The 25950-nt window shown below is 36.5% G+C and carries 27 protein-coding genes and 2 pseudogenes; 14 read left to right on the top strand and 15 right to left on the bottom strand.

Features of this window, described 5'->3' with window-relative positions; translation table 11 throughout:
• The first annotated feature begins 206 nt into the window (after window positions 1-206).
• The 9 genes from PSE72_RS11865 (at window position 207) to PSE72_RS11905 (ending at window position 5712) form a co-directional block, all read left to right on the top strand.
• The gene (locus PSE72_RS11865; RefSeq protein ID WP_115166343.1) at window positions 207-1415 is read left to right on the top strand and encodes a PrgH/EprH family type III secretion apparatus protein; all 1209 of its coding nucleotides are present in this window, start codon (window positions 207-209) and stop codon (window positions 1413-1415) included.
• A 51-nt stretch (window positions 1416-1466) separates the two neighbouring features.
• The gene (locus PSE72_RS11870) at window positions 1467-1775 is read left to right on the top strand and encodes an EscF/YscF/HrpA family type III secretion system needle major subunit (RefSeq protein WP_004266194.1); all 309 of its coding nucleotides are present in this window, start codon (window positions 1467-1469) and stop codon (window positions 1773-1775) included.
• A gap of 55 nt (window positions 1776-1830) precedes the next feature.
• The gene (gene sctI, locus PSE72_RS11875; RefSeq protein ID WP_115166342.1) at window positions 1831-2127 is read left to right on the top strand and encodes a type III secretion system inner rod subunit SctI; all 297 of its coding nucleotides are present in this window, start codon (window positions 1831-1833) and stop codon (window positions 2125-2127) included.
• Window positions 2128-2130: 3 nt separating this feature from the next.
• Window positions 2131-2880 carry a type III secretion system inner membrane ring lipoprotein SctJ gene (gene sctJ, locus PSE72_RS11880; RefSeq protein WP_004266196.1) on the top strand — a complete coding sequence of 250 codons (750 nt, stop codon included), beginning with the start codon at window positions 2131-2133 and terminating at the stop codon, window positions 2878-2880.
• Window positions 2864-3421 (top strand): hypothetical protein, encoded by a 558-nt coding sequence (locus PSE72_RS11885; protein ID WP_198641947.1) that lies wholly within the window; start codon window positions 2864-2866, stop codon window positions 3419-3421. The genes sctJ and PSE72_RS11885 overlap by 17 nt, the downstream gene beginning before the upstream one ends.
• Window positions 3393-4055: a hypothetical protein gene (locus PSE72_RS11890; RefSeq protein ID WP_184957488.1), complete on the top strand. Its 663-nt coding sequence runs from the start codon at window positions 3393-3395 to the stop codon at window positions 4053-4055. Before PSE72_RS11885 ends, PSE72_RS11890 begins: the two co-directional genes overlap by 29 nt.
• On the top strand, window positions 4033-4491 hold the full coding sequence (locus PSE72_RS11895) for a hypothetical protein (protein WP_115166340.1): 459 nt from the start codon (window positions 4033-4035) through the stop codon (window positions 4489-4491). The genes PSE72_RS11890 and PSE72_RS11895 overlap by 23 nt, the downstream gene beginning before the upstream one ends.
• Before the next feature lie 319 nt (window positions 4492-4810).
• Window positions 4811-5230, top strand: coding sequence for a winged helix-turn-helix domain-containing protein (locus tag PSE72_RS11900; protein WP_115168233.1), 420 nt, complete (start codon window positions 4811-4813; stop codon window positions 5228-5230).
• Between the two features lie 131 nt (window positions 5231-5361).
• Window positions 5362-5712 carry a YbaY family lipoprotein gene (locus PSE72_RS11905; RefSeq protein ID WP_198641948.1) on the top strand — a complete coding sequence of 117 codons (351 nt, stop codon included), beginning with the start codon at window positions 5362-5364 and terminating at the stop codon, window positions 5710-5712.
• Between the two features lie 119 nt (window positions 5713-5831).
• Here PSE72_RS11905 and PSE72_RS11910 read toward each other — a convergent pair whose 3' ends face one another.
• The gene (locus PSE72_RS11910; protein WP_115166338.1) at window positions 5832-6293 is read right to left on the bottom strand and encodes a MarR family winged helix-turn-helix transcriptional regulator; all 462 of its coding nucleotides are present in this window, start codon (window positions 6291-6293) and stop codon (window positions 5832-5834) included.
• Window positions 6294-6401: 108 nt separating this feature from the next.
• Here PSE72_RS11910 and PSE72_RS11915 point away from each other — a divergent pair, with 108 nt between their 5' ends.
• Entirely contained in the window at window positions 6402-8228 is a 1827-nt protein-coding gene (locus PSE72_RS11915; RefSeq protein WP_267689949.1) for an FUSC family protein, read from the top strand.
• Between the two features lie 36 nt (window positions 8229-8264).
• Window positions 8265-8372 (top strand): annotated as a pseudogene (locus PSE72_RS11920) (TetR/AcrR family transcriptional regulator C-terminal domain-containing protein); the annotation flags it as partial.
• Between the two features lie 35 nt (window positions 8373-8407).
• On the opposite strand, the gene norR reads toward PSE72_RS11920, so the two are convergent.
• Window positions 8408-9922, bottom strand: a complete 1515-nt coding sequence (norR, locus tag PSE72_RS11925) for a nitric oxide reductase transcriptional regulator NorR (RefSeq protein WP_198641950.1) — start codon at window positions 9920-9922, stop codon at window positions 8408-8410.
• Between the two features lie 181 nt (window positions 9923-10103).
• On the opposite strand from norR, the pseudogene norV reads away from it, so the two are divergent.
• Together norV and ytfE are read left to right on the top strand one after the other, a co-directional pair.
• A pseudogene (gene norV / locus PSE72_RS11930) lies at window positions 10104-11297 on the top strand (anaerobic nitric oxide reductase flavorubredoxin); the annotation flags it as partial.
• Window positions 11298-11359: 62 nt separating this feature from the next.
• Window positions 11360-12022, top strand: coding sequence for an iron-sulfur cluster repair protein YtfE (ytfE, locus tag PSE72_RS11935; protein WP_115166337.1), 663 nt, complete (start codon window positions 11360-11362; stop codon window positions 12020-12022).
• 72 nt (window positions 12023-12094) lie between these two features.
• Here ytfE and PSE72_RS11940 read toward each other — a convergent pair whose 3' ends face one another.
• The 4 genes from PSE72_RS11940 to PSE72_RS11955 all read right to left on the bottom strand — a co-directional run bounded on the left by PSE72_RS11940 (window position 12095) and on the right by PSE72_RS11955 (window position 16818).
• On the bottom strand, window positions 12095-13465 hold the full coding sequence (locus tag PSE72_RS11940; RefSeq protein ID WP_272690969.1) for a class-II fumarase/aspartase family protein: 1371 nt from the start codon (window positions 13463-13465) through the stop codon (window positions 12095-12097).
• A 14-nt stretch (window positions 13466-13479) separates the two neighbouring features.
• Window positions 13480-15036: a PTS transporter subunit EIIC gene (locus PSE72_RS11945; RefSeq protein ID WP_115166336.1), complete on the bottom strand. Its 1557-nt coding sequence runs from the start codon at window positions 15034-15036 to the stop codon at window positions 13480-13482.
• Window positions 15037-15230: 194 nt separating this feature from the next.
• Window positions 15231-15971 (bottom strand): MurR/RpiR family transcriptional regulator, encoded by a 741-nt coding sequence (locus PSE72_RS11950; RefSeq protein WP_109912305.1) that lies wholly within the window; start codon window positions 15969-15971, stop codon window positions 15231-15233.
• A gap of 370 nt (window positions 15972-16341) precedes the next feature.
• Window positions 16342-16818 (bottom strand): cold-shock protein, encoded by a 477-nt coding sequence (locus tag PSE72_RS11955; RefSeq protein WP_042851702.1) that lies wholly within the window; start codon window positions 16816-16818, stop codon window positions 16342-16344.
• Window positions 16819-17007: 189 nt separating this feature from the next.
• Between PSE72_RS11955 and PSE72_RS11960 the strand changes: the two genes are divergently transcribed.
• Window positions 17008-17697 (top strand): RluA family pseudouridine synthase, encoded by a 690-nt coding sequence (locus tag PSE72_RS11960; RefSeq protein WP_115166335.1) that lies wholly within the window; start codon window positions 17008-17010, stop codon window positions 17695-17697.
• A 102-nt stretch (window positions 17698-17799) separates the two neighbouring features.
• On the opposite strand, the gene PSE72_RS11965 is transcribed toward PSE72_RS11960, so the two are convergent.
• From PSE72_RS11965 to PSE72_RS12005, 9 genes are all read right to left on the bottom strand, one after another.
• Window positions 17800-18339 carry a DUF2058 domain-containing protein gene (locus tag PSE72_RS11965; protein WP_115166334.1) on the bottom strand — a complete coding sequence of 180 codons (540 nt, stop codon included), beginning with the start codon at window positions 18337-18339 and terminating at the stop codon, window positions 17800-17802.
• 294 nt (window positions 18340-18633) lie between these two features.
• Entirely contained in the window at window positions 18634-19635 is a 1002-nt protein-coding gene (locus PSE72_RS11970; protein ID WP_004266213.1) for a fimbrial protein, read from the bottom strand.
• Between the two features lie 13 nt (window positions 19636-19648).
• Entirely contained in the window at window positions 19649-20215 is a 567-nt protein-coding gene (locus PSE72_RS11975) for a fimbrial protein (RefSeq protein WP_004266214.1), read from the bottom strand.
• Window positions 20216-20254: 39 nt separating this feature from the next.
• A complete protein-coding gene (locus PSE72_RS11980; protein ID WP_115166333.1) occupies window positions 20255-20872 on the bottom strand; it encodes a fimbrial protein in 618 nt (205 codons plus the stop codon).
• An 8-nt stretch (window positions 20873-20880) separates the two neighbouring features.
• Window positions 20881-21630: a fimbria/pilus periplasmic chaperone gene (locus PSE72_RS11985; RefSeq protein ID WP_115166332.1), complete on the bottom strand. Its 750-nt coding sequence runs from the start codon at window positions 21628-21630 to the stop codon at window positions 20881-20883.
• A gap of 13 nt (window positions 21631-21643) precedes the next feature.
• Window positions 21644-24175, bottom strand: a complete 2532-nt coding sequence (locus PSE72_RS11990; protein WP_042851471.1) for an outer membrane usher protein — start codon at window positions 24173-24175, stop codon at window positions 21644-21646.
• Between the two features lie 29 nt (window positions 24176-24204).
• The gene (locus tag PSE72_RS11995; RefSeq protein WP_042851703.1) at window positions 24205-24732 is read right to left on the bottom strand and encodes a fimbrial protein; all 528 of its coding nucleotides are present in this window, start codon (window positions 24730-24732) and stop codon (window positions 24205-24207) included.
• Window positions 24733-24816: 84 nt separating this feature from the next.
• On the bottom strand, window positions 24817-25380 hold the full coding sequence (locus PSE72_RS12000; protein WP_004266219.1) for a fimbrial protein: 564 nt from the start codon (window positions 25378-25380) through the stop codon (window positions 24817-24819).
• 82 nt (window positions 25381-25462) lie between these two features.
• Window positions 25463-25852 carry a helix-turn-helix domain-containing protein gene (locus tag PSE72_RS12005; protein WP_115166331.1) on the bottom strand — a complete coding sequence of 130 codons (390 nt, stop codon included), beginning with the start codon at window positions 25850-25852 and terminating at the stop codon, window positions 25463-25465.
• Between the last annotated feature and the right edge of the window lie 98 nt (window positions 25853-25950).

Consider the following 25950-nt stretch of genomic DNA (forward strand, 5'->3'; position numbering starts at 1 on the left):
AATGTTGTGTACACAGAGTGAGCGATAATAAAAAAAGCCTCAAGGGAATACTCAGGAATCACTCATACTTTCTATTACAAGCTAAAGGTGTGAATGAATAAGATCAATTCAACTGACAATAAAAACATTTCTTGATTTACTTGCCACCAATAACGAGAACCAGCCAATCCATAATAAAATGAATTTAATTCCATGAGATTATCTTTATGAGTGATACAAATAGCCGCACATGTATAGTAAAAATTGCTAGCGGCCCAATGACCGGCCAAGAATTAATGGTTAATGCAGATAACAATCTGATTATCATTGATAACGGCTTAGATTATAAAACTGACATCAATGATGATGGTTTCACAACCTACTCAATTCCAAGCGATGGCACTGCCTGCGAATTTTCAATTATTACTGCAAGTCAACATTCTGAAAGTGGGCTAGCTCTCCGGTTAAATGATAATGGATTAAGTACAGAAATACCTATCGTTCTTCAGCAGCTACTTTTAGCGGATATTTTTCCTATTGTGATCAAAATGCAGGATACCGAGTGGCAAAACCCTCAAATACCTGAAACCTTACAGACTTCAGAGGCTGAAAATTCATTACCTATCGTTAAAACTAAAGTAAAAAAACCAGCTAAGCAAAAATCAAGCCTTTTTAATAAACAAACTATGTTGGTCTTTTTCTTGACTCTATTTTCAATATTTGTTGTTTACACTATATTTCAATATATTCCAGCACAAAGCACCGAGAAAAAAGTAAAAGCATTAGAACAAATACTTCAAGGTAGTCAGTATCCCATTATCGTAACCCAAGGTACTAGTAATGAAAGCCTTATCCTAGTAAAAACACAGCGAGATTCTGATTGGAGCATGCAACGCCTGGTTAAAGCTAAATACAATGAAAAATTCTCAATTAAAATAGTAAATAAGCTTGAACAAGAAATTGAAAATAAACTTATTGAAATAGTACCAGACACATTAAAGGTAGAGCTTACCAATCCATGCAACCCAATAATCGTGACTATAGATAACAATAATTTAATTAATAAAGAAAAAAATATTGATAAGTTACTTTCTAGCTATTTTAGTTGCTATATAAAAAGTGAAATAAAAAAAATCAGCTTTGGTGAATTATTACAAAAAGCAGAGTTGGGATTAACAGAAAGTAATGTTCAATGGCGTAAAATAACTAAAGAAAATAAAGTTATCTTTATCATAAAAGACAGTTTAAATGACAATCAAACTGCTTCTTTAATTAACTTCACAAATTCATTTTATAAGCAATGGGGAGATAATCATATTCAATTCTCAATCTCCCTTGCCAATAATGAGCTTGTAGGCAAATCATTTGTCACCAATGCTAACGGCTATATTTTATTAGGCAATAACCATTGGTTTTTTAATTCAATCAGTTTTTAACTTAACAAATCATTATTTAATATAACTTCAAAAATAAAGAGGAAGCAAAAAATGGCAGATATGATCCCAGGTTTAAATCCCGAAGGAAAATGGGAGACATCCGATCTAGAAATTTCAGGAACTGGCAAAAATAATATGGGTATGATCTATCGTACATCGGCCAGTATTAGTAGCAAAGCGAAACAATTCGGAGATGAGTTAAATACAATTCTTGCTGATAAAACATTAGAAGTCGATAACCCACTAGTGCTGGCGAAAATCACCGCCATGAGTGGTAATTATAATATGGCACGTCAATTACAAAGTAACTTTATGAAATCAATTAAAGATACTGACCAAGCTCTTATTCGTAACGTTTAATATTCAATAGAGCGTCATTGACGATGGTGCTCTACCTTCACTTAGGAAATACATTATGTCGCCTATTACTTCAAATTTATCGATGATAAATTCCACAGAGATGGCCTCTGAGATACCATCATCAATCCCCATTGCCGATAAAGTCAAAGAGCTTTTTGCAGAATACAGCGCATCGACGAACCAAGAAAGAACTGCATTAATGAATAGTGTCAATACCATTGACCCAAGTAACCCAGTTCAATTACTGCAATTTCAAAATCGTGTCGGTAAATACAGCCTTGCTATGAATATGATTAGCACACTAACACATAAAAGTGTTTCTGCGATTGATACTGTTTTAAAAGCTCAATAAGCCATGAATATTTTAAAAAAATTTATCTTAATTAGTTTTATTGGCTTATTAATGGGGTGTGATAACCAATTATTACTCAGTCATTTAAGCCAAAGACAAAGTAACGAAGTATTAGCCATACTCCAAGAGCATGGTGTTGAGGCTACGCGTAAACAAGATAATAAAAACGGAGATTCCATTCGTGTTCAACCAAGTGACTTTGTTATTGCGGTAGATTTACTACGCCAATATAACCTGCCCTCAAAAGAACCAGTGGAAATTATCCAAGCATTTCCTGGTGACTCTTTAGTGGCCTCACCACAGGCAGAACGTACTCGCTTGCTTTCTTTAATTGAACAACGCCTTGAGCAATCGCTACTTACCATCCCTGATATTATTAACGCACGTGTGCATGTTAGTTATCCATTAAATGGCAATAATCCTACTAAACAAATGCAAAATGTTTCCAGCTTGGTGACCTATTCTGGGAGTGAAGACCCCCAAATGATGATGCATAAGATTAAACTGTTTCTAACGAACAGTTTTGCTGAGGCAAATTACGATAATGTCTCAGTCGTGGTCGTCAATCGCCCGCCGTTGCAATATCAAGTTAAGCCTGAGCCTGAACATACATTTAACCCAGTCATAATCGGCTCAATTATTGCTGCAATGATCATTCTTTTGACTATTTTACTGTTACTGTGGCGCCAGCTAAGTAACAAAAAATCAGCAACTAATCTGATAGGGAAACCTGTTGATGACAGTGCTGAATAACCTACTCATTACACAAGGAAATATTTTCCTCGCTCCAGGATGTTATTTCCATAGTGAATTTAATGGGGTTGGATATAAAGACTTTCCTCCTATACTGCAACGTAAACATAACCAGCAATTGATTCAGCAATACTCATTGCCTTTACCTAACGAGAAAACGCCCTTGTTACCCAAAGTATTATCTGAACATTGGGCTTTATTACCAGAGGTAGCGTTAGGTTTAGGGATTTTGTTACACGCTGAACCGCTTCCTTGGTGGGTTGAACTTTCCAAATATCGAGTCTTACATACACGCTTGAGCCGCCCACTTTGGCAATCAGAAAATCAACCTACAACTTCACCACAGGTATTAACTGCCCTTGGGGCACAACAATTATTGATGTGTTTAGCCCCCTTTGGCACCGTTTACACCCTTCGAGCTAAGTATATGTTTAGTCTTGAAACTCAGCAACTTATACCGTCATCAGTAAAAACGATGCTACCTTGGAATACTATTGAAGAGACATGCCGTTATGTCAGAGAAAATACCCCAGAATGTTAAACAGACAATGTCTGAAAAAGTCTTGATCAAATATCAAGCATTAAGTGCCGATAGATACCACAAAACTATGACTCAACAAGCTCAAAAAAAGGCAAGTGAGTATTACCAACAAGCGAAACAACAGCAAGAAACTATCTATCAAAGTGCTTATCAGCAAGGTTATTACGACGGCATTAAACAGCTATTAACTGACTTTATTCACGTATTAGAAACCAGTGAAATTCAGTACCAAGAAAATACCAGTCAAAGCAAAGAACAGCTGATGAAAATATTGAATGACATTTTTGGTAATAATGAGCTACAAGAGATGGTTGCTGTTTATTTTGAAAAGCAATATGCAAAAGTGACAAATACCACATTACATCTACCAGCAAAAATGCAAACTCGTATTGCCCAAAGCGGCTCTGATATGAAATTTTCAACCGCTGCTGATAATACAATCGCCTTAGAGATTGATAATAAAATTACCTATTTTTCCCCTATTACCGCCTCTAAAAATATTTTTCCTCATGTATTTTCTGTTCCAACACAATGCCAAATTTTAAAAATACATAAAAAGACCTATCAAAACTTAATAACCACAATAAATTCAATACAGGAAGAACACAAAGATGCTGGTCAATTTACAAGCTAAGGCTATCAGTCCTCAACATAGCGGATCTCAAATTCACACTGAAAACATTCAAAATAAAATGACTTCATTATGGCAGAAGAAAAATATGGATAGTAAAAAAATAGATTTTTCCCCTAAAGAAAAAAATAAAATTAACAAGTTTATTGATGAACTTAAATCAAAAGAAGATAGAAAAGTATTTTTTTCTCACGTATTTAAGACAATGATTACATTGGGTAGAGATGAAAAACAAAACTTTATTACCGGTGTTAGTCAAATATTACAATCATCAACTGACCCTGAGCTAGTTTCATTAAATAAAAAATTTAATCGCTCGCTCAGCCATTATATGGCTATCAGTTTGATGAGTGCTCCTCTTAGCAACCAACTTCGTCATAATATGACTAACATTAATTTAGAGGGTAACGATAATGAGGAAGACGAACTACTAATCTAACATTAAATTTCTCTACCCCTCTTATCATTTACTTATTCCCCATCGACTAATATTTATAGGTTTGGTATGTTTTTTTAATATGCTAAGCCTATTTATTTGACAAAAATAAATAAATATAAAAAATATAAATAAAAATTGATATATACAACCTATGAATATAGTTTAAATTCTCCCCATCAAACCACATGAACTCAATATCAAAAAACGATTTTATTTTCTAAATATTCTGACTAGCCTCGTTTTTTTATATTGGAATACATTTCATCAACAGTTAGTATAGGTATAGATTATGACCGATTTATCAACAATAGATAATTTTATGGATAACATTGACTATAGTGAAAAAGAATCAATGATTCTCTTGTCTGGGCATGTAGTATATGACCCACTCAAGCGAACACTTTCGCGTGAAAAAAAAGTCGTTAACCTTTCAGAAAATGAATCATGCCTTCTTAAATTATTACTAGTAAAAACAAATAGTAAAAGAGAAGTTATGTACGAGATTTGGGAAAAAAGAGGCACTATCGTGACTGAAAGTAGCTATTACAAGCTAGTCAGGCAATTGCGACAATCCTTTAAAAAAATTGATCTAGATGAAAATTTAATTATGACTTTACCTCGCATTGGTATTTTATACACAGGGGAAAAATCAGAAATGCCGATGCTTTCTAAATACGATGCCAAGAAAAGTATTTACACCTATATGCGATATTTTTTTCAGAAGATTTTTATTCGTTAATCACTATAATTAGATTTCGCCAAAGAGAACATTTAATGTTAAATATTAACCCCAACTTTTCAAAAAAACACATTTTTTCAATATTCATATTTTTTATAACTTTCATGCTATCCGCTTGTAGTAATAATTTAATGAGTTATTTTACTCAAACTCCCACTTATCATATCAATGGTAATATTTATTCACATTCTTACGATATTCCTGAAAATGCCACAATCACACTGTCGTTGACGTCAATACTACAGAATGAAAACAATGCAAAGTCTAATCTTGATTACAGTTTCAAATCACAAAGTGCAGGACGTAGTATCGCATTTACAGTCGCTCTTCCTGAAGAATTTCAATCCAAACGATATACCTTAGGAATGAGTGCCAGAGTTGAAAAAGATGGTGAATTAATCATGATGAGTAATACGCTGAGCCCAGTACCTGAGAATTTATCTGAAATAGTATTACTTCCTGTGGCCGCTATTCAACAGTAACAGCACTCGTTTCACCAAAACCAATTAAAAATATTCTATCCCCTCTTAATGGGGAATTATATTTACTGGCACTCAAACCAGCTCGAAATCCTTAACGTTGCCAAGTTGGTTATTAAGCTTCACTCATTGGGTTCTTCTAATAAACGCGGAAAATCTGCCACCGAGCTTTCAATGGCTCGTTTTGCCAAGCTTTCTAGTGCGCTAAATAGCTGTTCAGCCTCTTGTTCTGGCAAGTCCGCTGCTAAATAATCATTCCACTTATTTAGTTTGTAATTTAACTCATTCACAATCGTTTTGCCGCGTGATGTCAACGAAACATGATAAACCCGTTTATCAACTAAACTATTCGTTTTAGCAACCCACCCCTTAGCTAAAAATTTGCTCACTCCTCGAGTCGTCACGGATTTATCCACAACCATGGCTTTTGTAATCTGCTCTAGGGTTGATTCATCATACTGATCAATATGCAAAATCATCAAACACTCAATGGCATTGATACCGTAAGGCTCCCCCATCCACTTCATATAATGATGGGCAGCTCGGCTTATCACCCCAAACACTCTGGCTTGTTCTGTACGCATAATGCCTCTTTAGTTGATTTTATCAACTAATTAGTTAATAATTACTGTAAATTTAGTTGATATTATCAACTAATAAACCATTTAACACGCCAAATTTACTCATACTCAATGCTACAAAACATCACTTTTTTGCACCGTTTAGGGTTTAATCCTATACGCTTTCGTTTTGCGGTAATTACGGCTTGTGCCTCAATTGCTGCTCTATTTATTGCTCAATATTTGCAGCTTGTTCACCCACAGTGGGCAGCCATGACCGTCTGGGCCTCTGCACAACCTTGGCGCGAAAACTTACTGGAAAAAAGTTGGTGGCGTTTCGCGGGAACAGTCATTGGCGTGCTAGTTGGCGTAATATTAATTCAACTACACATTATCAACCCGCTATTATTTATCGTAGGGCTGGCATTATGGTTAGGAGCATGTAGCGGTATTGGTCAACTGCAAAAAGGCTTTGTGGCCTATGGTACCTTTTTAGCGGGTTATTCAGCAGTCATGGTCAGCATGCTAAGTGTCCACATGACAGATAACCTGTTTATGGTCGCTTGGGATCGGCTATGGACTATCCTTGTTGGCGTTCTTTCCGCAGTAGTTTTCAATTTTTTATTTACACCAAAACGTGAACAAGAACCCGTTATTACACTAAAAAACCAGGTTGATACACTATTTTATCAAATTTTGCATCGCACACTTGAGAAAAAAAAACCAATAAAGTTACAGGAAATTGACCAACTCTGGCAAGTGATGACAAGTTATGAGGAAATTCTAGAAACAAATCGCATCGGCTGGCATTACCACCGTAAACAAGTTGCTAAAGCACGTCAAAAACTTATGTTTCAAAGCCAAATATTATTACACCTAGATAAATATCAATCCATTGCACCCTTTTATTTTCCTGCACAAGAGCCAACGAATACGCAATGGAAACATATTTTATCATTGTGCCCTAATGGGGTACTTAAAACGCTATTAGTCCCGCTTTACTATGCTACTTTTGGTACGTCAATCAAGCGGATAAATAAAATCGACAAATTAAAACTGCATCAAAATAAAATCTCAGCATGGCAGGCTTTTACTCGTTCTTTTATTGCGATAGCCGTAGTGGGTTTATTATGGCTATGGACACAGTGGCAAGCTTTGGCTTATCTCACACTCGGTATGTCGGTGATGTTGGCACTATTCGCTTCCCTTGATTACCCCGCTAGGTTTATGAGAAATATTTTTACAGGACAATTGTTTGGTGCCATTGCCGCATTAATCTGCACATGGTACTTGTGGCCTTTTGCCTCTTCATCATGGCAGATGACCCTTTTCATTATTCCAGTGATTATTAGCGGTGTTGTCATTTTTTCTCATAATCGCCTGATTTTAATTGCTTTTGATTACATTATGGTCTCTTTAATTTTGCTGCAACCAAGCTATCCTTTTACGCTTTCACTCACTCAAAGCATCGGTAATGCCATTGCGATTGTTTCCGGCCCATTAGTTGCAATGGCCGCTTTCGCATGGATTTATCCCACCAGCCCTAAAAAACGTTACCAGCAATTAATTTATCTTTCAGAACAGCAATTTAAACAGGGAATTACAGCTCTAATCCAAAGCCATAAACCATCTACAACTCAGTTTATCCACCGCTTATTTAGTGGATTATTACTAGCAAAAAAAGCAAATTTCTCGCCCTCACCTATATTCGATTTTTTTATCACTCGGCAAAGCATTTGGCTGTACCTACTTATTTTACAAAAGCAATTTGCACATCATGCATCAAAGAAAAGAGCCCTTATTGCACTTGAAAAACGTATTCAACAAAACCGGTTTGATTTGAAGAAAATCTCCACACTATTTCGGCATTTACAACGTAACGAAAGTGATAATGAAGAGCTTGAGCAACTCGAGAAATATGTGAAACTCTATATGAAAAAGGAATATTGCCAAAAATAAGGCAAGAAATAATCTGAATTTAACCAATTATCTAAAGATAAATATCCCTATACATGGAAAGCCAAAGAAATGTTGTTTGCTAATAACTACGATTTGAAATTTGCTGACGGGCTACAGCTTATTATTAATGGATTAGAAAATTAAGATTCTAAGGGCAGCATTACGATGCCCTTAATACTTTATTTCAGGCCTAGTCGTTTAGCTAGTCGATGTAAGTTAGCAATATCTAAAGATAATTCTCTAGCACATGCAGACCAATTATGATGGTTTTGTTCCAGTACTTGTGTAATGACTTTACGCTGAAAGTCATCTGTTGCTTCACGTAAGTTTTTAGTTAATGGTATTACTTTCTTTGAGGTTTCCGTAAACTCATACTCATTGTTATCAAAGATAAAATATTGAGGCTGTAAGATAATATCGCCAGTGTCAATTGAGGCACGAGCAAGAACAACAGCACGATGAATCGCATGTTCCAATTCACGTACATTGCCAGGCCATGAATAGTTGAGTAAATACCTTTGTAATGAAGAACTCAGTACCACACTAGATAAACCAAAACGCTGACGATATTGCTCACAAAAATATCCGGCTAATAAAATAATATCTTCACCACGTTCTTTTAATGGGGGAACAAGTAGAGGAAATACGCTTAAACGATGGAATAAATCTGCCCTAAACCGCCCCTCTAATACTTCTTCGCGTAGATCACGATTAGTTGCCGCTAATACACGGACATTAACGCGTAAACTGCGGTCATCACCAACACGTTGAATATCACCATATTGCAATACTCGCAGTAATTTTGCCTGTAATGCTAATGACAACTCTCCAATTTCATCTAAAAACAAAGTGCCATTATCCGCCATTTCAAATTTACCACTACGGTGACTAATTGCTCCCGTAAAAGCCCCTTTAACATGGCCGAATAATTCACTTTCTGCCACGCTCTCAGGTAATGCCGCACAGTTTAAATAAATAAGAGGATACTCTGCTCGAAGGGATTTTTCATGAATGGATTTAACAACTAATTCTTTTCCTGTTCCCGTTTCTCCGCTAACCAGAACATTTAATTCTGACGTAGCAACAATATCGATTTCCTTTTTTAATTGTTGCATACGAAGAGATAAACCGATGATTTCGGTTTCTCCTGAAGGTTTAAATCGTATAGGTTTACCCGACAATATATTTTGGTTTTCAAGCTGTTCAATAAGTAATGCATTATTTAATGCCCCAGCAGCTAATGCAGCAATTAACCTAAGTGACTCATTGCTAAATGCATCGAATTGATCAGGTTCCATGCCATCTAATGTTAATGCACCAATAAGATTCTGCCCCGCATATAAAGGTAAGCCGACACAAGCATGGACTTTTAGATGCTGATGATGAGGAATTAACCCATCGTATGGATCAGGGAGCTGGCTATCCGCAGGAAAACGTACTACATCGCCAGCTCTTGCAATTGCTTCAAGCCGAGGGTGTCCCGTCAAAAAGAATCGGCGACCTAAAACATCAGCCATTAATCCATCAATTGCTAAGGGAATAAATTGACCTGGTTCATAGCGCAATAACGCACAAGCATCGCACCCTAATGATTGCCTTAATGTAGTAATCAAACGCTGAAACCGATCTGCATGTTCCATACCATCTTGTAACTCTATTGCGATCTTTGCTAATGCTTCAACAGAAAAACCCATGATCTACTCCCCATAGTCAATTTGACAACAAGTATAGTCATAATGACGATTATTGATACAGTCATTATGACTATAAATTAAAAATATTTATTTAAATTTATCTAAAAATCAATTAGTTAAATATTGGCATGAATATTGATTATATCTTCCTATACTTTAAAAAATACAGGATAAAATTAATATGGCGATTCATGTAAAAAATAATATTCATTGGGTGGGTCAACGTGATTGGGAAGTACGTGATTTTCATGGAACCGAATATAAAACATTAAAGGGAAGTAGTTATAATAGCTATTTAATCCGCGAAGAAAAAAATGTACTTATTGATACTGTCGATCATAAGTTTAGTCGTGAATTTGTTGAAAACTTACGCTCACAAATTGATTTAAATGATATTGACTATATCGTGATTAACCACGCAGAAGAAGATCATGCTGGTGCATTAACTGAATTAATGCGCTTTATTCCTAATACCCCTATCTATTGCACCGCTAATGCTATTGATTCAATAAATGGTCACCACCACCATCCTGAGTGGAATTTTAAAATCGTTAAAACAGGCGATACGCTCAATATAGGTAACAATAAGCAATTGATTTTCATTGAAACTCCAATGTTACATTGGCCTGATAGTATGATGACTTATTTTACTGAAGATGCAGTGCTTTTTAGTAATGATGCTTTCGGGCAGCACTATTGTGATGAGCGATTATTTAATGATGAGGTCGACCAAAATGAATTATTTGAGCAATGCCAACGCTACTATGCCAATATTCTTACACCATTTAGCCGCTTAGTAACGCCAAAAATAAATGAAATTTTAGGCTTTAACCTACCTGTCGATATGATAGCCACGTCACACGGGGTAGTATGGCGTAATAACCCAAATCAAATCATTGAATTATATTTGAAGTGGGCAGCCGATTACCAAGAAGATCGCATCACTATTTTCTACGATACCATGTCAAATAATACCCGTTTAATGGCGGATGCAATCGCTCAAGGCATCAATGAAGCCGACCCTAACGTCGCCGTTAAAATATTTAACGTTGCACGCAGTGATAAAAACGACATTATTACTCATGTTTTCCGCTCCAAGGCGGCGTTGGTCGGTACCTCAACCATGAATAATGTCATGATGCCCAAAATAGCAGGTATGCTTGAAGAAATTACTGGCTTACGTTTTTTAAATAAAAAAGCCGCTGCTTTTGGGAGTTTTGGCTGGAATGGTGGCGCTGTTGATCGTGTTCAAACACGTTTGATGGATGCCGGTTTTGATACCGCATTATCTTTAAAAGCAAAATGGAAACCAGACACAAAAACATTAGATGACTGCCGTGAGTATGGACGTAATATTGCTCGCCAATGGGCATTACCTGCATAAATTAACTAACAAAGTAGCATCAGAATTTTATGATTTTTTAGAGGATACCTCATATGCAATTTAGAGATAAAACACTTGGACAGCTCGCATTATCTATTCCTAGAGCCTCTTCTTTATTCCGCCAATATAATATGGATTACTGTTGTGGTGGAAAACAGACTCTCAGTCGTAGTGCAGAAAAATTAAAGTTAGATATTGACCTATTAGAAAGCCAATTAGCTGAATTAGCCACAGAAACGTTAGAAAAAGACTGGCGTAAAGCTCCGCTCGGTGAAATTATCGATTTTATCATTGTTCGCTATCATGATAGGCACAGAGAGCAATTACCTGAACTTATCTTACAGGCGCAAAAAGTTGAACGCGTTCATGTAAATAAGCCAAGTGTGCCAAAAGGTTTATCAAAATACTTAGAAGCATTACTGGAAGAATTAACTAGCCATATGATGAAAGAGGAACGCGTTTTATTCCCTATGATAAAAAATGGAATGGGCAAAAACGCGGCAGGCCCAATTAGTGTGATGGAGCAAGAACATGATGATGCTGGTGATATCTTAGAGGCCATTAAAGGCATTACCGATAATGTTACACCGCCACCAGAAGCCTGTACTACCTGGCGTGTGTTGTATAATGGTATCAATGAACTGATTGATGACTTAATGAATCATATTAACCTAGAAAATAATTTATTATTCCCAAGAGCACTCGCTGGCGAATAAACAAATAAAGGCCTATTTATATAATAGATAGGCCTTTATTTTAAATATTTTTATATAATATACTAAAAATACCTATTGATATTGTTGCTTAATTTCTTGGGCAATTGCTAATCCACGTTTTGCTTCTTTTTCAGCAATTTCGACAGATAACCCAATATAAGACCTCGGGTCGAGCATGGCTTTAATTTCTTCATTACTGAACGCTGCTGATATCACACTGTTTTTGGTTAAATTAGTGTAGAAATCCTCCCCATCCGCTGCCGTTTTAATAGCTTCTTCATACAGAAGGGAATGAGCTTTATCTTTACCTAATTTTTCCGCCATCTTCATCATGACATATTCAGTATTATCAAGACCTTTATTTCTCAATACATTATGAAGCATTCTCTCTTCATGTGGCACAATCGTCCTCGAAAGCTCCTCTGTTCTTAATAAAATTTCTGTGGTTAATTCCAAAGCTTCTTCGATTAACCCATCAAATAACATATAAGAACTACTATCTCCTTCATAAGGCCTTACCGCGGAATACATACCAACACTTGGTAAGGAATATAATTTCTGCGAGTTAGCGATAATTCCCTTTGCCAGTTTCGGGTTTATTTTATGTGGCATAGTACTACTGCCTACTGTTCCTTTGGTAAACCCTTCAGAAACTTCTGCAATTTCTTCTAACGTTGTGCTATAGACCTCTTCGCCGATTTTATGGCAAATATTCGCCATTAGCGCTAAATTTGCCACATATTCAAGTTTATGGGTGCTCAAATTTCTGGATGGTACTTCCATGGCTTCCATCCCCACCAGTTCAGCGACACGTTTTTGTACCGCCATTCCAACCTCAGGCATCGAGTTAAAAGCGCCAACTGCACCGCCCATCATAATAGTGAACACGCGCTTTTCACACTCTTTCATTCGCTGATAACAGTCAATAAAGTCACTGATCCACACTGAAACCTTATAGCCATAGGTTATCGGAATTGCATGACGCCCATGGGTTCTTCCCGGCATCACCATATGTTTGGTTTTTTCAGCCAGATTCGACAAGTTTTCGATGATTTCACCCAATAACAACATAAATTTATGGTGTACGGTTTTCATCATATACAGCTGTGAACTTTGCTGAATATTTTGTGTGGTAATACCATAATGGATATATTTACCGCTTTCCTCAGAGCAAGCATTCACTAAAACCTTTAAGAAAGGTACGAAACCATGGCCTATTTTTTGGTAAATACGGCTCATTTCTTCAAAATCGATATTTTCGATTACGGCCTTTTCTTTAATTTCATTTGCCGCTGATTGAGGAATAAATCCCAGTTCAGCTTGAGCTTGGGCCAACATGGATTCAAACATTAACCAAGTAGAATATTTTGCTTCATCAGACAATAAGTCTTTAATTCCACGGTCATCAATAGTTTTACTTTTAGAATCGTATAATGCTCTCATTTCGTATCCTTTCTTTATTTCTTCATTGCTTCATCAACAGCATTGCGAACGAACTCAACCTTTGGTCCATATACGACATGGACGTGGTTTGCCGATGGAAAGAAGAATGCGGTACATCCTGATTCCAACATTAAATCTTTATCAATTTGGTTAACTTCTCCAACATCAATACGCATACGAGTAATACAGTTATCTACGTTACGAATATTTTGTTTTCCACCTAATGCTTGGATTAAAATTTCTGCAATTTCGCCGTAGCGTTTTTCTTTAATTAAAGTATTTTTCAGATTACTAGATTCTTCACGACCAGGAGTTTTAATATCAAATTTAATAATTGCCCAGTAGAAAATAAAGTAAGTGACGACGGCTAAACAGCTACCGATAATAACAAGGAAAATCCAGTTAGTGTGTTCGTACAGCAGACCAAAGATAGTAAAATCAAAGACGGTTCCACGAATATAACCGATACCAACCTCAGCCAATGAAAGTAACACCGCACCAATACCGACAATAATGGCATAAGTTAAATACAGTAATGGCGCAATGAATACGAAGGTAAATTCGAGTGGCTCTGTGACGTTACCAAGCATTGCCGTTAATACCATGGTGACAAGCATGGATTTCACTTCTGCGCGGTTTTCTTTCTTCGATGTTTTATATATAGCAAGAGCAATCGCAGGGAAGAGGAACAATGTAACCAACATTTGTTGCTGCGCCATAAAGCGAGTCAAACTTGGCATCATCGCCCAATATTCGCTATCCGGGCCTTGGTTAAATAGTACTTCAGTTAATGCAGGGACAACGCCAACAAAGGTTTGGCCATCAATAATATAAGTACCACCCGCTTCAGTGAATCTAAACAAAACGTTCCATACATGGTGTAAACCAAATGGAATAAATAAGCGTTCACCTCCTGCCGTAAAAAATGGCCCCACTGGACTTAAAAATACCGCAGAGAGTTTCATCAAACCTTGAACTAATACTTCCCAAATAAACGGTAATAACGCCCCCACTCCAATCATTAAACCTATCATAATAATAGAAACGGATTTTTTACCGGAAAAGAAAGCGAATGCGGTCGGTAACTCAAGGTTATAAAACTTATCGGTGGCCCAAGCGGCAATCAAACCAGTAATAATCCCTCCGGCAGCACTGATATTTAAAGTTTGTATACCAAGAACTTTAATTTGTCCCACTTGGCCCATCATTGCAGGGTCAGCAAGTTTACCAGTAAGGACTAACCAAATATTCATAGTGATGATCAGCGATAAGTAACCGACTACCGAGGCAAAGACGGCAATTCCCTTATCTCGATGGCTCATCCCATAGGCCACACCCATTGCAAAGAGCAAGGGAATATTATCAAAAATAACACCTGCGATTGAACGAATACTGACAAGTAATGCATTAACCGTTTCATTTCCAAGAAAAGGAAAACGTGCAATCATATAAGTCTGCACTAATGCACCACTGATACCCAATATCATACCAATAGGGGCTAATACACCTATCGGAAGGAGTAATGTTCTCCCAAAGCGTTGAATAGATTCACCAAACTTTTTTCTGGCCATACTGTTTCCTTATGACTTCTATTATTAGAATTAAAGGCATACTAGCTTGGGGGGGTTATAAAAGAAATGATGTCACGGTTTTAAAAATTATCTTAGGTCATAATTAATGACCTAGGTCATTTTAATACAAAACTCATTGCCAAAAATAAAAATGAAAGACAGGTGAAAATTTTTTAGGAAGTAAAAAAGGAAGTTTAAAGTAGGTTTTCTAATTCATTGATAAGTAAATCAACTAAAATAAAAAAGCCAATTCTGGATTTGGTATCATCCCTTTTAGTATCAAAATTATCGGCAAAACAAAACAGAGTATTATCAGTATAAGTGGTTAATTCATTGGTATTAAAAGCGGTCATGCTAATAATATTCGCCCCTTTTAATTGCACAATTTTTGCTGTTTCAATAATTTTTTTTGTTCCACCAGATAGCGAGATAAAAATGACAGTGTCATCTTTGCTAACTAATCGAGTGAAAGAGTCAGATAAATTGTAGTCATTAATGAAAAAACAGTGTAGTCCTAACGCAAATAGCAAATGCTCAAGGTAATAACCAACCGCTTTGCTTGTTCCTCTTGCAACAATAAAAATATTTCTCGATTTATGTAGTATTTTAGCACAATCACTAATTTGCTCTTCATTAATTAACGTAAAGCTTTTATTAATATTTTTTTCGAGTTGTTTTTTATAAGATGACGGGATAATTTTTTCAGTCTTATTTTTTGTTAAAATATAATTATTAATCTGAAATTTAAGCTCTTTAAACCCACTAAACCCTAATTTTTGCGATAAATTAATGATAACTGTTTTAGAAACAAAGGTTTTAGCAACCAGCTCATTAATATTTAAGTAAGGGATATCCGTAATGTTATCAGTCAGGTATTTTAAAACTTTTTTTTCGCTAATGGTTAAATTATCGTAATTTTTTAAGAAATCCAACATATCCCCCCCTTAATCAGCCTAATTAACCCAGAAGTCATTCTTTTTATGATAATAAAGTCAATATAGGCAACCAATCGATTGATTATACGTTAAATGAGCAACCGATGTTGAATTTAAGAAGTGATTTTTGTGAAATGCGACAGTAATCGAGGAAAAATTGGTATCACAATAGGTTGTTTCCTTTGTGATACCTTTTATACAAATAATTCAGCTACTTCATCAGCACCATTACAAACACGGTACATTGAGTGTTCTCACTAGGGAGCTCGTCGTCAATCTGATGCTTTCTAGTACTGAATAGTAGAAGAAAGAATAACATGATAAACAAGCAAATAGCGCTTCCCTTGAGCGCTATTTGCCTTACAAAAAATCACTTAAATTTGAGTTGCTTCACAGCTTCATCAATATCAATTTCATCTTCCGAAAATGTTAAAGCAGTACCATGTAATGTGCTAATTTCTAATTTTTTCAAGGAGCGCATTTGGTCCGGTTTATCTGATTTAGGTTTAATGCTGTTCATCAATGCACCAATAGATAACACAGTATTTTCTTTATCAATACGTGTATCAGCAGGCACGTCCACCGAATAAACGCGATAAGACTTAATGGATGTAATCTTAATCCGCTCACCTGCGATATAAATATATTTACTTTCAGGTATGACTTTGACCGCAAATGCAGATAACCCTTTATTATTTGTCGTCGGTTCGAAAGTGACTACAGCATTTTTTTTAATCAACTCAGGGTTGGCAACTTTAACCACATGAAAATAACGGTTATCGCCATTCTCATCTTTGATAAATCCAAAACCTTTATCTTCGAACCATGTTGTGATCGTTCCATTCATCGCCATTACCGCCTAATTAATCTTTTATTGATTCAGTTTTTACAACGCGCAGTATAGAGCACAATGCGTGTGCAGACTACGGCTTTACTTTTAGTCTGAGTGATAAATTTACGTGATGCAAGTAGCAAGCATTCGCCTGCATACTAAAAATTGGTTATTATCAACCGCTATTCTTTGTTGGAAAGGCTAATGACTGAAATCATCGACACCTTTATTGCGCCGCCCTGCCACGGTAAGATAGAAATTATCTACCAGGATGAACATCTTTCTCTTATTAATAAGCCGAGTGGCCTACTAAGCCTTTCTGGAAAAAACCCACAAAACTTAGATTCAGTGCATTACCGATTAGTACAAATCTTCCCTGAATGTACTCTTGTTCACCGACTCGATTTTGGCACTTCAGGATTAATGGTGATTGCACGTAATAAAGCAGTGAATGCCGCTCTGAGCCAACAATTTAGCCAGCGAACGGTAATTAAAGTATATCAAGCTCTACTTTGTGGTCACTTAACTGATGATGAGGGTATCATTGATGCTGCAATAGCAAGAGACCCAGCACTGTTTCCTCGCATGTCTCTTTGCGAAATTAATGGCAAACCTGCCCGCTCCCACTATCACGTGATTGAACGTCTGTATCACCCACTAGATAATGGCACATTGCTTCCAGTAACCCGAGTCCAATTAATTCCAGAAACGGGTCGAACGCATCAGCTTCGTATCCATTGCCAACAATTAGGCCACCCTATATTAGGCTGTGACCTATATGGGGGCCAAATACCAGAGCATGCATCTCGGCTCATGTTGCACGCTAGCGAACTGCATTTTGTTCATCCCATTAGCCAAGAAAGCGTTAATACTCGCTGTGCGAGCCCGTTTTAACGCCCAAGTAACCACTGTCTCATTTTATGACTGGTAAAATAAATTGCTCTGCCCTGTAAGTGCACATCGCTAGCCGTACTTCAATTTAAGTTATGACGAATATTACCACATCAGGTCGTCAGGGATCTTAAAGTCCGCGTACGGGTCATCTTCATCTTGTTCTTCTTGGCTGAGCGCATTATTGAGTACGATACTATCCGCATCCCTTTGGGTTATTTTATCCGCTACACTTGCAGGGATAATCACATACTCATTGTTATCACTATTCTCAATCGCTAAACGGGCAATCGCCAGACGACCGCTGATCAATTGTGTTTGTGTTATTTTATCTACAACAACTTGCTTGATCACATTGTTATCGGTGAAATTAAAACTAATATCTCCCTTTGAAATATCAACTTTATTCATCTCAATAAGTTGTTTAACTTGCGCTTTAAACTCTTTGGATTGCACCATTTGCTTATGCTGTTCGCTTAATTGCTTATCACGTTCAAGCTGTGCTTTTTTATTCTCTTCTACGGCTTCCCTTGCTTCACGCGCTTGAATGCGTGATTTTTTAGCCGTTCTTTGCACTTTAGCCATCTTCTTACTGGTGACTAATCCTGCTTTTAGCATTTGCTCTTGTAAGGTGAGTTTTGCCATCTTCGCCTCTAAATCTATCAGATAATTATGTGATTATACCTTTAGCCGCTGAGACCTGATAGGCTTTGAGCTTCATTGATAGAGAAATTATGTGATGTTATTTAAGAAAATATGCTAACGAGGATAATTCAAAATTCGGCGTGTTTAACTTATTTTGTCTAATCTAAAATGTGTTTATAAAAAACCATCAATATATTGTGATTTTTTATAGGCACGATTTACTCAGTAACCATAGAGAGCTGATGAGAAAAAATAGAGGCTTTCATCCACATAAAAACCTCTCTATTTCAATAACTACGGAGTGGACATAATAATGGTAGCTGCTGAACTAAACTGGCCTTCTATCAATTCATTTGGCGATAAATTAGGTTTTTTAACTAGCGTAAACATTAGTGTGTCTCTACCATGCCCATTTTCTATTTTTGAATCGAAATGCCCATTCATAGGGGAAACTCTTTGCCCTTGATGATAAATCTCAACACCTAATCCCGGCATAATAGGACCTTGACTACCAATATCTCCAGTTCTAACAAGTAAAGCGTCAGATGAAAAAGTCGAAGTTTCTCCGCTAATAATCATCTTTATTGGCGCTGTCAGATTATTATCTTCACAACTATAAGTGATTTCTGCGTTACGTTGAAAACGGCTTGCACTTCCCACTGTTGAAATACCCGATGCATTTACTGTTTCAAAATCAACAATGATGATTTGGTTATCATTGATATCACACGTACCCGTTCCAACAACTACATCATTACCTGCATAGAAATTCCATTTAAAATAAGCATGGTCAATATGCTGATTACTATTTACAAATGTCGCATATTTATGGAGATCTAACGTCATCAGCAAATCGCCTTTTCTTACCAAAACTGATGGCGTTGGTTTAACATTTACCTGTAAATATAATTTAATTTGTAAAGGTTCACTTGCTGTGGTTAAACGAAATACTTGAATTTCTTTACCGCTAAATGGTGCTAAATAGTAAGCACCACGCACGACCACTCCCGCTTTTAATTCTGGGTTATTCTTAAATGTGGGACCAAGGTCAGCACCAGTCACATTTAAATAATCAACATAAGCACTAGGGGCTTCATTACGGCAGGTCATAAAATCACTCACATCCGCAAATTCATTTATACGATTAGGTACAGCAAAAATATCATTATCTAGAGGAACATCATAAATACTTTGTGTTCCCCCACCAACTTCTTGTCCTCCATTAGTTTTACACTGGAAAGCAAAAATAGTCGGGGAAAATAATAAGGTTGCGAGAAGTAATATTAACATCTTCATTGTTACTGATACCTTAATCATAAATTAAACTAAAAATAGCGGTTGCAGTAAAATGGCCAAACGCAATACTTTTATTTTTTATTGCATCAGGTTCCCCTTGCACATTCGCATTAAAACTTAAAATATTCGTGCCATTCTCTAAATTGTATGCAGGCGTCGTACTATTAATAGGAATTTTTTTACCACTAAATTCTAAGATTTCAATTCCGATACCCGAAGCCATGCTGCCAGAATCTAATGCAAGAAGGCCTGGTAAATGGGTATTTTCGCTTCCTGTAAACTTAACGGTCACCGTTCTAAAGATACTATTATCACAGTCATCTAAATGAATATTAAAATTTTCAAGTGGTGTTTTTTGGTTAATATAGAGGTATTTATTAACAATAGTACCAAAGTCCACAATGATATTTTCATCACCAGGTCTTACTGTACAAGCTTCTGCGACAAGTTGTCCTCGTATCTTAATTTCACCGATTTGACCATTTTTTGCCTGACTCGGTAACGGAAAAAATAACAAACTTAATAGCATCGAGAGTATTATTTTTTTAAATTTATAAAAATTGAAATTTAAGTTATTCATATAAATACCTTCAATGCTATATCAGAAAATCTATTAAGATTATTCATACGTTATTTGAAAAGAAATAACACTTCGATAAGCTCCAGCCTGTAATTTCTCTGCGATTCTTACGGGAGCTACATAATAAGTTAAAATATTTTGCCCCAGAGAAATAAGCTCAGGTTCACTGTACTCACCAAAAGCAATTTCTTTTCCTTTAGGATTAGTTATCTGTAATCCAAGCCCATTCACACCTTCAACTCTCGCTATGTTCGGCCTAAAAGGGACAACTGGCGTGATAAACCTAATTTTCATACCTGGCTGAGAAAGACTCCATGTAACATTACCGGATTTATTGTTTCTCAAAACCGTTGGGGTTTCGATACAATCCAATAACTCGATGTTTATCGGCGTCTTGTGGCCTTGGGCGCCAATTGTTTTTAATGATGCAGTTTCAATATTTCCTAAATCAACGGATTGAAATGCAGAATCCATCGATAAATGGCATGCACTCTCCGTTAATGAGCCATAAACGAAAATTTTGCCATTTGCACCTTCAACATCCCAATTTCCTGTTGTGTTATAAAAGGCATTATTTGATGCCGCATATATCACAGCTGAATGAAATATGAGAGATAATCCAAAGAGTAAGGAAAAGCTTTTTTGATTAATCATCATTTTCCTCTCTATTTATTTTCAGGAACAACCTGACATGTATTTGCTTGACATTTAAATTGAAGTTTTGGCCGGCCACCATAGTCATTTATATAGGTCAATACCGGATTTGCCCCCACAGTAGAACTTGGAACTCCTAATTTTTCTTCACTAAATGGTGCAACCATAACTGCCTTAAAATTCTGATTTACTGGTGAATTTTTTCGCTCAGCCGCACCAATAATCGTGATATAAAAGGGAGTTGGGTTTTTAATGATATATTGGTCACCTTGCTTAATAAGCTGTGTTTTTTCTTGCCAAGGGTTATTCAGCATTTCTGTTTCGCTTAGCATGATACTTTTAGGACGATAAAATAATTTAATTTTGCTCTGTAACGCTAATTGCAAAACATTCGGTTTATCACTTTTTGGCGGGATCTCCCTTAAATTAAAGTAATAAACACTTTCTCTATCCTGAGGTAACTGACTAATTTCAGGAAGCGCCTCAATACGGACTTGGCTTGATTTTTCGGGTTCAACTCGCTGTACCGGCGGTAATACAGCAAACGGTGAAGTGATTTTTACCCCTTGAATATTTTCAATCCACCCTTGAGCCAAATAAGGTAGCTGGTTATTTTTATTAGTAATAGTAATTGAAACGCTTTTTTGATCGCCATTAAAAATAACTCGGGTTCTATCTAAAGCAATTGCCGAGAATGCGCTTCCGCTAACTAAACTGCTTAATAAAATAGTACTGATATATAAATTAGTTAATTTTTTCATAGCAATCACTCATTTACAGATTATTATCTGCTTCATTACGTTTATTTGATAATGGTTTACAAGGAATAAATAATCCTTGGTTAATTGTTTCTAAATTTTCAGGAAAATTAATTTCACATTGTGCTTCACCACCCCAATGAATAATCATGACTTCATTTGGGTTGATACCACTAACATAGGCATATCCATTATCAGTGACTATTCCCGTTTCTTTTCCTTTCAAATTCGTGATCTGAGCGCCAAATGGCGGTGCAGAACCGTCAGACATACGCATTGAAAGCATCATCTTTTCACCAGACAACACATTAAATTTGCGATAGCCAATCGCGCCTTCTGTTAATGTCGCTTGAACAATAGAATCCGTTACCTCGGCATTATTCGGTAATGCATTTAAATCGACTTTAACTTTACTGCGGTAGTAGCTATTTAAATCAGGGACAACCACTTTACCAAATGCATTTGATGCAATAGGTATCCCTCGGTCTGATACGGGAATTTTAGCCACACCATCAGTGTCAATGAGCAAACGAGTTCCGCCAATATTTGAGACTCGATGAGCATCCGCACCATTTAAAGTCATGGTAAATCCGCCTTGTGCCCCTACCCCAAATGATGTGTAATTATTATGAATATAGCTGGCATTCGCAGTTAACTTAGTATTATCACCATAATGGGTAATATAGGTGCTTGCGGTTCCACCTTTGTTGGTCGAACCTGCACTGACTTGATAATTGGTTCTATCTGACAATTTGTCATAATAGGTTGCTCGATTAACAGTATCATCCCGTGTTGCTTGTAATGAATAACCAATATTTGCACCATTTCCCCAAGGCATTGAAGCTGAGATATACAGGCCATCATCATTTGTTTCGTTATATTTATTACGATAGGCGGATAACGAAATATTAATATTCTTCAGGCTTCCCCAATCTAAGGTTTTTGTCACCATTAAATTGTAGCGATTACTTTCTGGCTTATCCCAATAGGTTTGGTGCGAGTAGTTTAAATAAGCTGTAATTCTCGATTCTCTAAAGTTTTTATTTAAAGAAATCACATACATTTCTTTATTACTACCTTGACGCTCACCTGAATCTTTAGCCGTTAAAAAATCGGTTACAGTCATAAAACTGCGTTCTGAGAATCGGTAACCTGCGAACTGAACTTGGCTATCATAGTCATCAAAACGTTTTGAATAGTTTATTCGATAAGAATTACCTGTGAGTTTTTTATCATTAGGAATATTTGCAATAGAATGCGTAATATCGAAAGATAAGGCACCAAATGCCAATAAGTCACGACCGACACCCACGTTGAATGCATTATAGTCTTGGCTATTTAATGAACCAGCAAGCAATGACCAACCATTAGTGACACCCCACGACATTTCACCACTCGCAAATGTATCTCCATTGACATGATGATCCATATCCGTTGGACGACCCATCGCTAGTTTATATCGAATACTACCTGGTCGAGTTAAATAAGGGATATTGGCTGTTTCAACCTGATATTCTTGAACCGAACCATCCTGCTCTTCGATTCGAACATCCAGTTTTCCCGTCGTCGCATCACTTAAATTTTGAATACGGAAAGGACCCGCGGCGACTTGTTCTTGATAAATAATTCGCCCTTGTTGGCTAACAATCACCGTCGCATTTGTCGTCGCAACACCTGTTATTTCAGGTGCATACCCACGTAAATTAGGTGGTAACATTAAGATATCAGAGCGTAAGCCAACACCTGTAAATCGAAAACTATCGAATAAATCGGTGTTAAAATAGTCCTCACCCAAGGTCAATTTCGCTTTAATACTGGTTAACGCTTTATAGGCGTATAGTCGGCTCCATTGAAAGTCATGCTCATTTTTACTATTCGAGCCAGTTTCTCGTTGAGCACGCCCCTGCCAATCTCCCCTAAAGCGCCATGCACCAAGGTTCACACCTGCGACACCATTTGCTGTCACATTATAGTTGCTATTGTTATCATGAGGCTTATTCGCTCTTGCGTTTATATTGTAGTCTAAAATAGCCCCTGAAATTCCTTCATCCCACAAAGAAGGCGGATCCCAGTTAGCTGTTCTATATTCAAGGTAGGCTTGAGGTATACTCAGATACAACGTAGAGTCAGATAAATCCCCTCGAGCTTGAAAGCCAGGCAAACTGCGTAAATCAAGACACTCATTATTATGCCACCACGTAATTTGCTTCAACGAACTAGCTGTTAATCCTAGCTGCTGGACTTGTTCTGGTGTGATACAAACGAGGCTATCTTCAGGGTCGTTTTCTGGTGCATAGAATGAAAACCGTTGCTCAGGTAAAGTTTCTTTATTTACTTGTACTTTGAGGGGATAAATACCAGGCATAATATAGCCTGCACGTGAGAATTGCTTAATATCAATGTTTTTTTTGTCTTCTAAATCAAATAATGCCGTATTAAATTGTATGGTATCGGCAGCATATAACTGAGCGGATAATGATCCAAATGTAATCATTATCGTTGTCGTTATTATATTTATTTTGTGTTGTTTAAAAAACATAAAAAACATCCCTAAAACACCAATATAATTTCTTAGAATTAATAATAATCGACCTTGAACCTTAATAAGGTTTGGTAATTACCCGCTTTAACAGGATGATAATTGGTGACTAATTGCATTTGATATTTCAGGATCATTGTCCCTGGCGTAATTCCTAATGCGGGTAATGGCTTTCCTGGTGTAATGGAATATCCCGATATATCATGCAATGCCAATTGCACTCCTTTTGCTTCACCCGAGAGTGTGAAAAAATCACCTTCTGATGGACCATCAAAAGTGACTTCGAGTGAATTCCATTCGTTATTATCTTTCGAATATTTTTCCCAACGACAATCAATGAGCTTAATATTGAATTCTTTTATGGGGCCTTTCCCAACTTCACGAATATAGCTTGTTGGAAGCACCCCCATATTAATGGTCTGATCCCTAGACCCAATATCTATTGCGCAGGCAGTATCGACTATTTCGCCATTCATCGTGACTTTTCCCCATCCATGAGATGATGCAGCCATTTGTGGCGAAAGAAATAATGTTAGAAGAAATAGAGAAGATACTTTTCTTCGCAAATAGATAAATCCTTTCACTTTAACCTCTGACTTAATTTGGTGATTAGTAGAGGAACACAAAGGTATTCCTCTTAAACTAATCAATTAGTTATAAGTTAAGGTAAAGTTAGTTACGCCTTCGAATTTACCTAATGGAATTTTATCAACCGCAACGTTTGCACCTTGTACATAAGCGCTATAACGCAATGTATTATCACCCGCTTGTAATTGGTGTTCTTGAGCTGTTGCAACTCCCATATTTAACGCTGCACCATTAGTATCCGTTAATTGAATACCCACGTTGCCAGCAATAGTTGGGTCTGTTGCATCTAAGCCTGTTACACCGAGTAATTTAGAGTTGAAAGCAGCGCTAGCACCAGAGAATGTGATACTCACTTTATCGTTGTACACTTTATCATCTGCATCTTTCGGGAATACACAGTCTTCCAATTCAATATTGAATTGCTTCGCGCTAGAAGTACCACCATTCGCTAAAACAGAGTTAGCGATTTGGCCTAACCATACTGTTTGGTCAATAGAATCTGAACTAATTGAGCAAGGTGCATCAATGATTTCACCTTTAAATGTGACTTTACCATGCCCTTGATCAGCAAGTGCTGGAGATGCAATAGCGGCAGAAACTAGCGCGGCTAAAAATACTTTTTTCATTTGAACCTCATTTATATATAACAACGTGATGATTACCCAACATGATGTAGGGCATAGTTAGAATTTATTATTTTTAAAATAACTATTTGCTGTATAAAGAATTTAAAATAATTTCTGTTTGTCGATTAAAAATATAATGGTAGTTATCCTTTTCATCGGATAAGCATTCACTATTATGAATAAATGAATTAGCACTAGGATTTTTTTCATTTATTTTCAATGATACACTTTCAAAAAATGCACTCGGGCTAATTTCTAGATAAAATAAAATTGAAAATAGCATTCCACAATTAATGCTACATATTCCTCTTTCATAACGAGATATTTGTTGTTGTGATATCTTTAATTTTTTAGCTAGATCACTACCACTAAGCCCTTTCTCTTTTCTAAGATGCGATAATTCCATGCCAATTTGTTCAGTTAGTATTTTCTGAAAGCTATCTATACTGGTCTTTAATCTATTACTTTTCATATCTCACCAATTAAAGCCTTGTGTAATGTGGCAAAACAATCAGAACCGCTTATAAAGTGAACAATTTATTTTTTGAAATGCAAAAAAACGCAACAAAA

This window comes from Providencia sp. PROV116 (assembly GCF_028482485.1).
In the GTDB taxonomy this organism is placed as follows: domain Bacteria; phylum Pseudomonadota; class Gammaproteobacteria; order Enterobacterales; family Enterobacteriaceae; genus Providencia; species Providencia rettgeri.

Bases quoted from the DNA above. Each gene is read 5' to 3' on its own strand.
- PSE72_RS11865 (WP_115166343.1), top strand. From the start codon at position 207: ATGAGTGATACAAATAGCCGCACATGTATAGTAAAAATTGCTAGCGGC.
- PSE72_RS11870 (WP_004266194.1), top strand. From the start codon at position 1,467: ATGGCAGATATGATCCCAGGTTTAAATCCCGAAGGAAAATGGGAGACA.
- sctI (WP_115166342.1), top strand. From the start codon at position 1,831: ATGTCGCCTATTACTTCAAATTTATCGATGATAAATTCCACAGAGATG.
- sctJ (WP_004266196.1), top strand. From the start codon at position 2,131: ATGAATATTTTAAAAAAATTTATCTTAATTAGTTTTATTGGCTTATTA.
- PSE72_RS11885 (WP_198641947.1), top strand. From the start codon at position 2,864: ATGACAGTGCTGAATAACCTACTCATTACACAAGGAAATATTTTCCTC.
- PSE72_RS11890 (WP_184957488.1), top strand. From the start codon at position 3,393: ATGTCAGAGAAAATACCCCAGAATGTTAAACAGACAATGTCTGAAAAA.
- PSE72_RS11895 (WP_115166340.1), top strand. From the start codon at position 4,033: ATGCTGGTCAATTTACAAGCTAAGGCTATCAGTCCTCAACATAGCGGA.
- PSE72_RS11900 (WP_115168233.1), top strand. From the start codon at position 4,811: ATGGATAACATTGACTATAGTGAAAAAGAATCAATGATTCTCTTGTCT.
- PSE72_RS11905 (WP_198641948.1), top strand. From the start codon at position 5,362: ATGAGTTATTTTACTCAAACTCCCACTTATCATATCAATGGTAATATT.
- PSE72_RS11910 (WP_115166338.1), bottom strand. From the start codon at position 6,293: ATGCGTACAGAACAAGCCAGAGTGTTTGGGGTGATAAGCCGAGCTGCC.
- PSE72_RS11915 (WP_267689949.1), top strand. From the start codon at position 6,402: ATGCTACAAAACATCACTTTTTTGCACCGTTTAGGGTTTAATCCTATA.
- norR (WP_198641950.1), bottom strand. From the start codon at position 9,922: ATGGGTTTTTCTGTTGAAGCATTAGCAAAGATCGCAATAGAGTTACAA.
- ytfE (WP_115166337.1), top strand. From the start codon at position 11,360: ATGCAATTTAGAGATAAAACACTTGGACAGCTCGCATTATCTATTCCT.
- PSE72_RS11940 (WP_272690969.1), bottom strand. From the start codon at position 13,465: ATGAGAGCATTATACGATTCTAAAAGTAAAACTATTGATGACCGTGGA.
- PSE72_RS11945 (WP_115166336.1), bottom strand. From the start codon at position 15,036: ATGGCCAGAAAAAAGTTTGGTGAATCTATTCAACGCTTTGGGAGAACA.
- PSE72_RS11950 (WP_109912305.1), bottom strand. From the start codon at position 15,971: ATGTTGGATTTCTTAAAAAATTACGATAATTTAACCATTAGCGAAAAA.
- PSE72_RS11955 (WP_042851702.1), bottom strand. From the start codon at position 16,818: ATGAATGGAACGATCACAACATGGTTCGAAGATAAAGGTTTTGGATTT.
- PSE72_RS11960 (WP_115166335.1), top strand. From the start codon at position 17,008: ATGACTGAAATCATCGACACCTTTATTGCGCCGCCCTGCCACGGTAAG.
- PSE72_RS11965 (WP_115166334.1), bottom strand. From the start codon at position 18,339: ATGGCAAAACTCACCTTACAAGAGCAAATGCTAAAAGCAGGATTAGTC.
- PSE72_RS11970 (WP_004266213.1), bottom strand. From the start codon at position 19,635: ATGAAGATGTTAATATTACTTCTCGCAACCTTATTATTTTCCCCGACT.
- PSE72_RS11975 (WP_004266214.1), bottom strand. From the start codon at position 20,215: ATGAATAACTTAAATTTCAATTTTTATAAATTTAAAAAAATAATACTC.
- PSE72_RS11980 (WP_115166333.1), bottom strand. From the start codon at position 20,872: ATGATGATTAATCAAAAAAGCTTTTCCTTACTCTTTGGATTATCTCTC.
- PSE72_RS11985 (WP_115166332.1), bottom strand. From the start codon at position 21,630: ATGAAAAAATTAACTAATTTATATATCAGTACTATTTTATTAAGCAGT.
- PSE72_RS11990 (WP_042851471.1), bottom strand. From the start codon at position 24,175: ATGTTTTTTATGTTTTTTAAACAACACAAAATAAATATAATAACGACA.
- PSE72_RS12000 (WP_004266219.1), bottom strand. From the start codon at position 25,380: ATGAAAAAAGTATTTTTAGCCGCGCTAGTTTCTGCCGCTATTGCATCT.
- PSE72_RS12005 (WP_115166331.1), bottom strand. From the start codon at position 25,852: ATGAAAAGTAATAGATTAAAGACCAGTATAGATAGCTTTCAGAAAATA.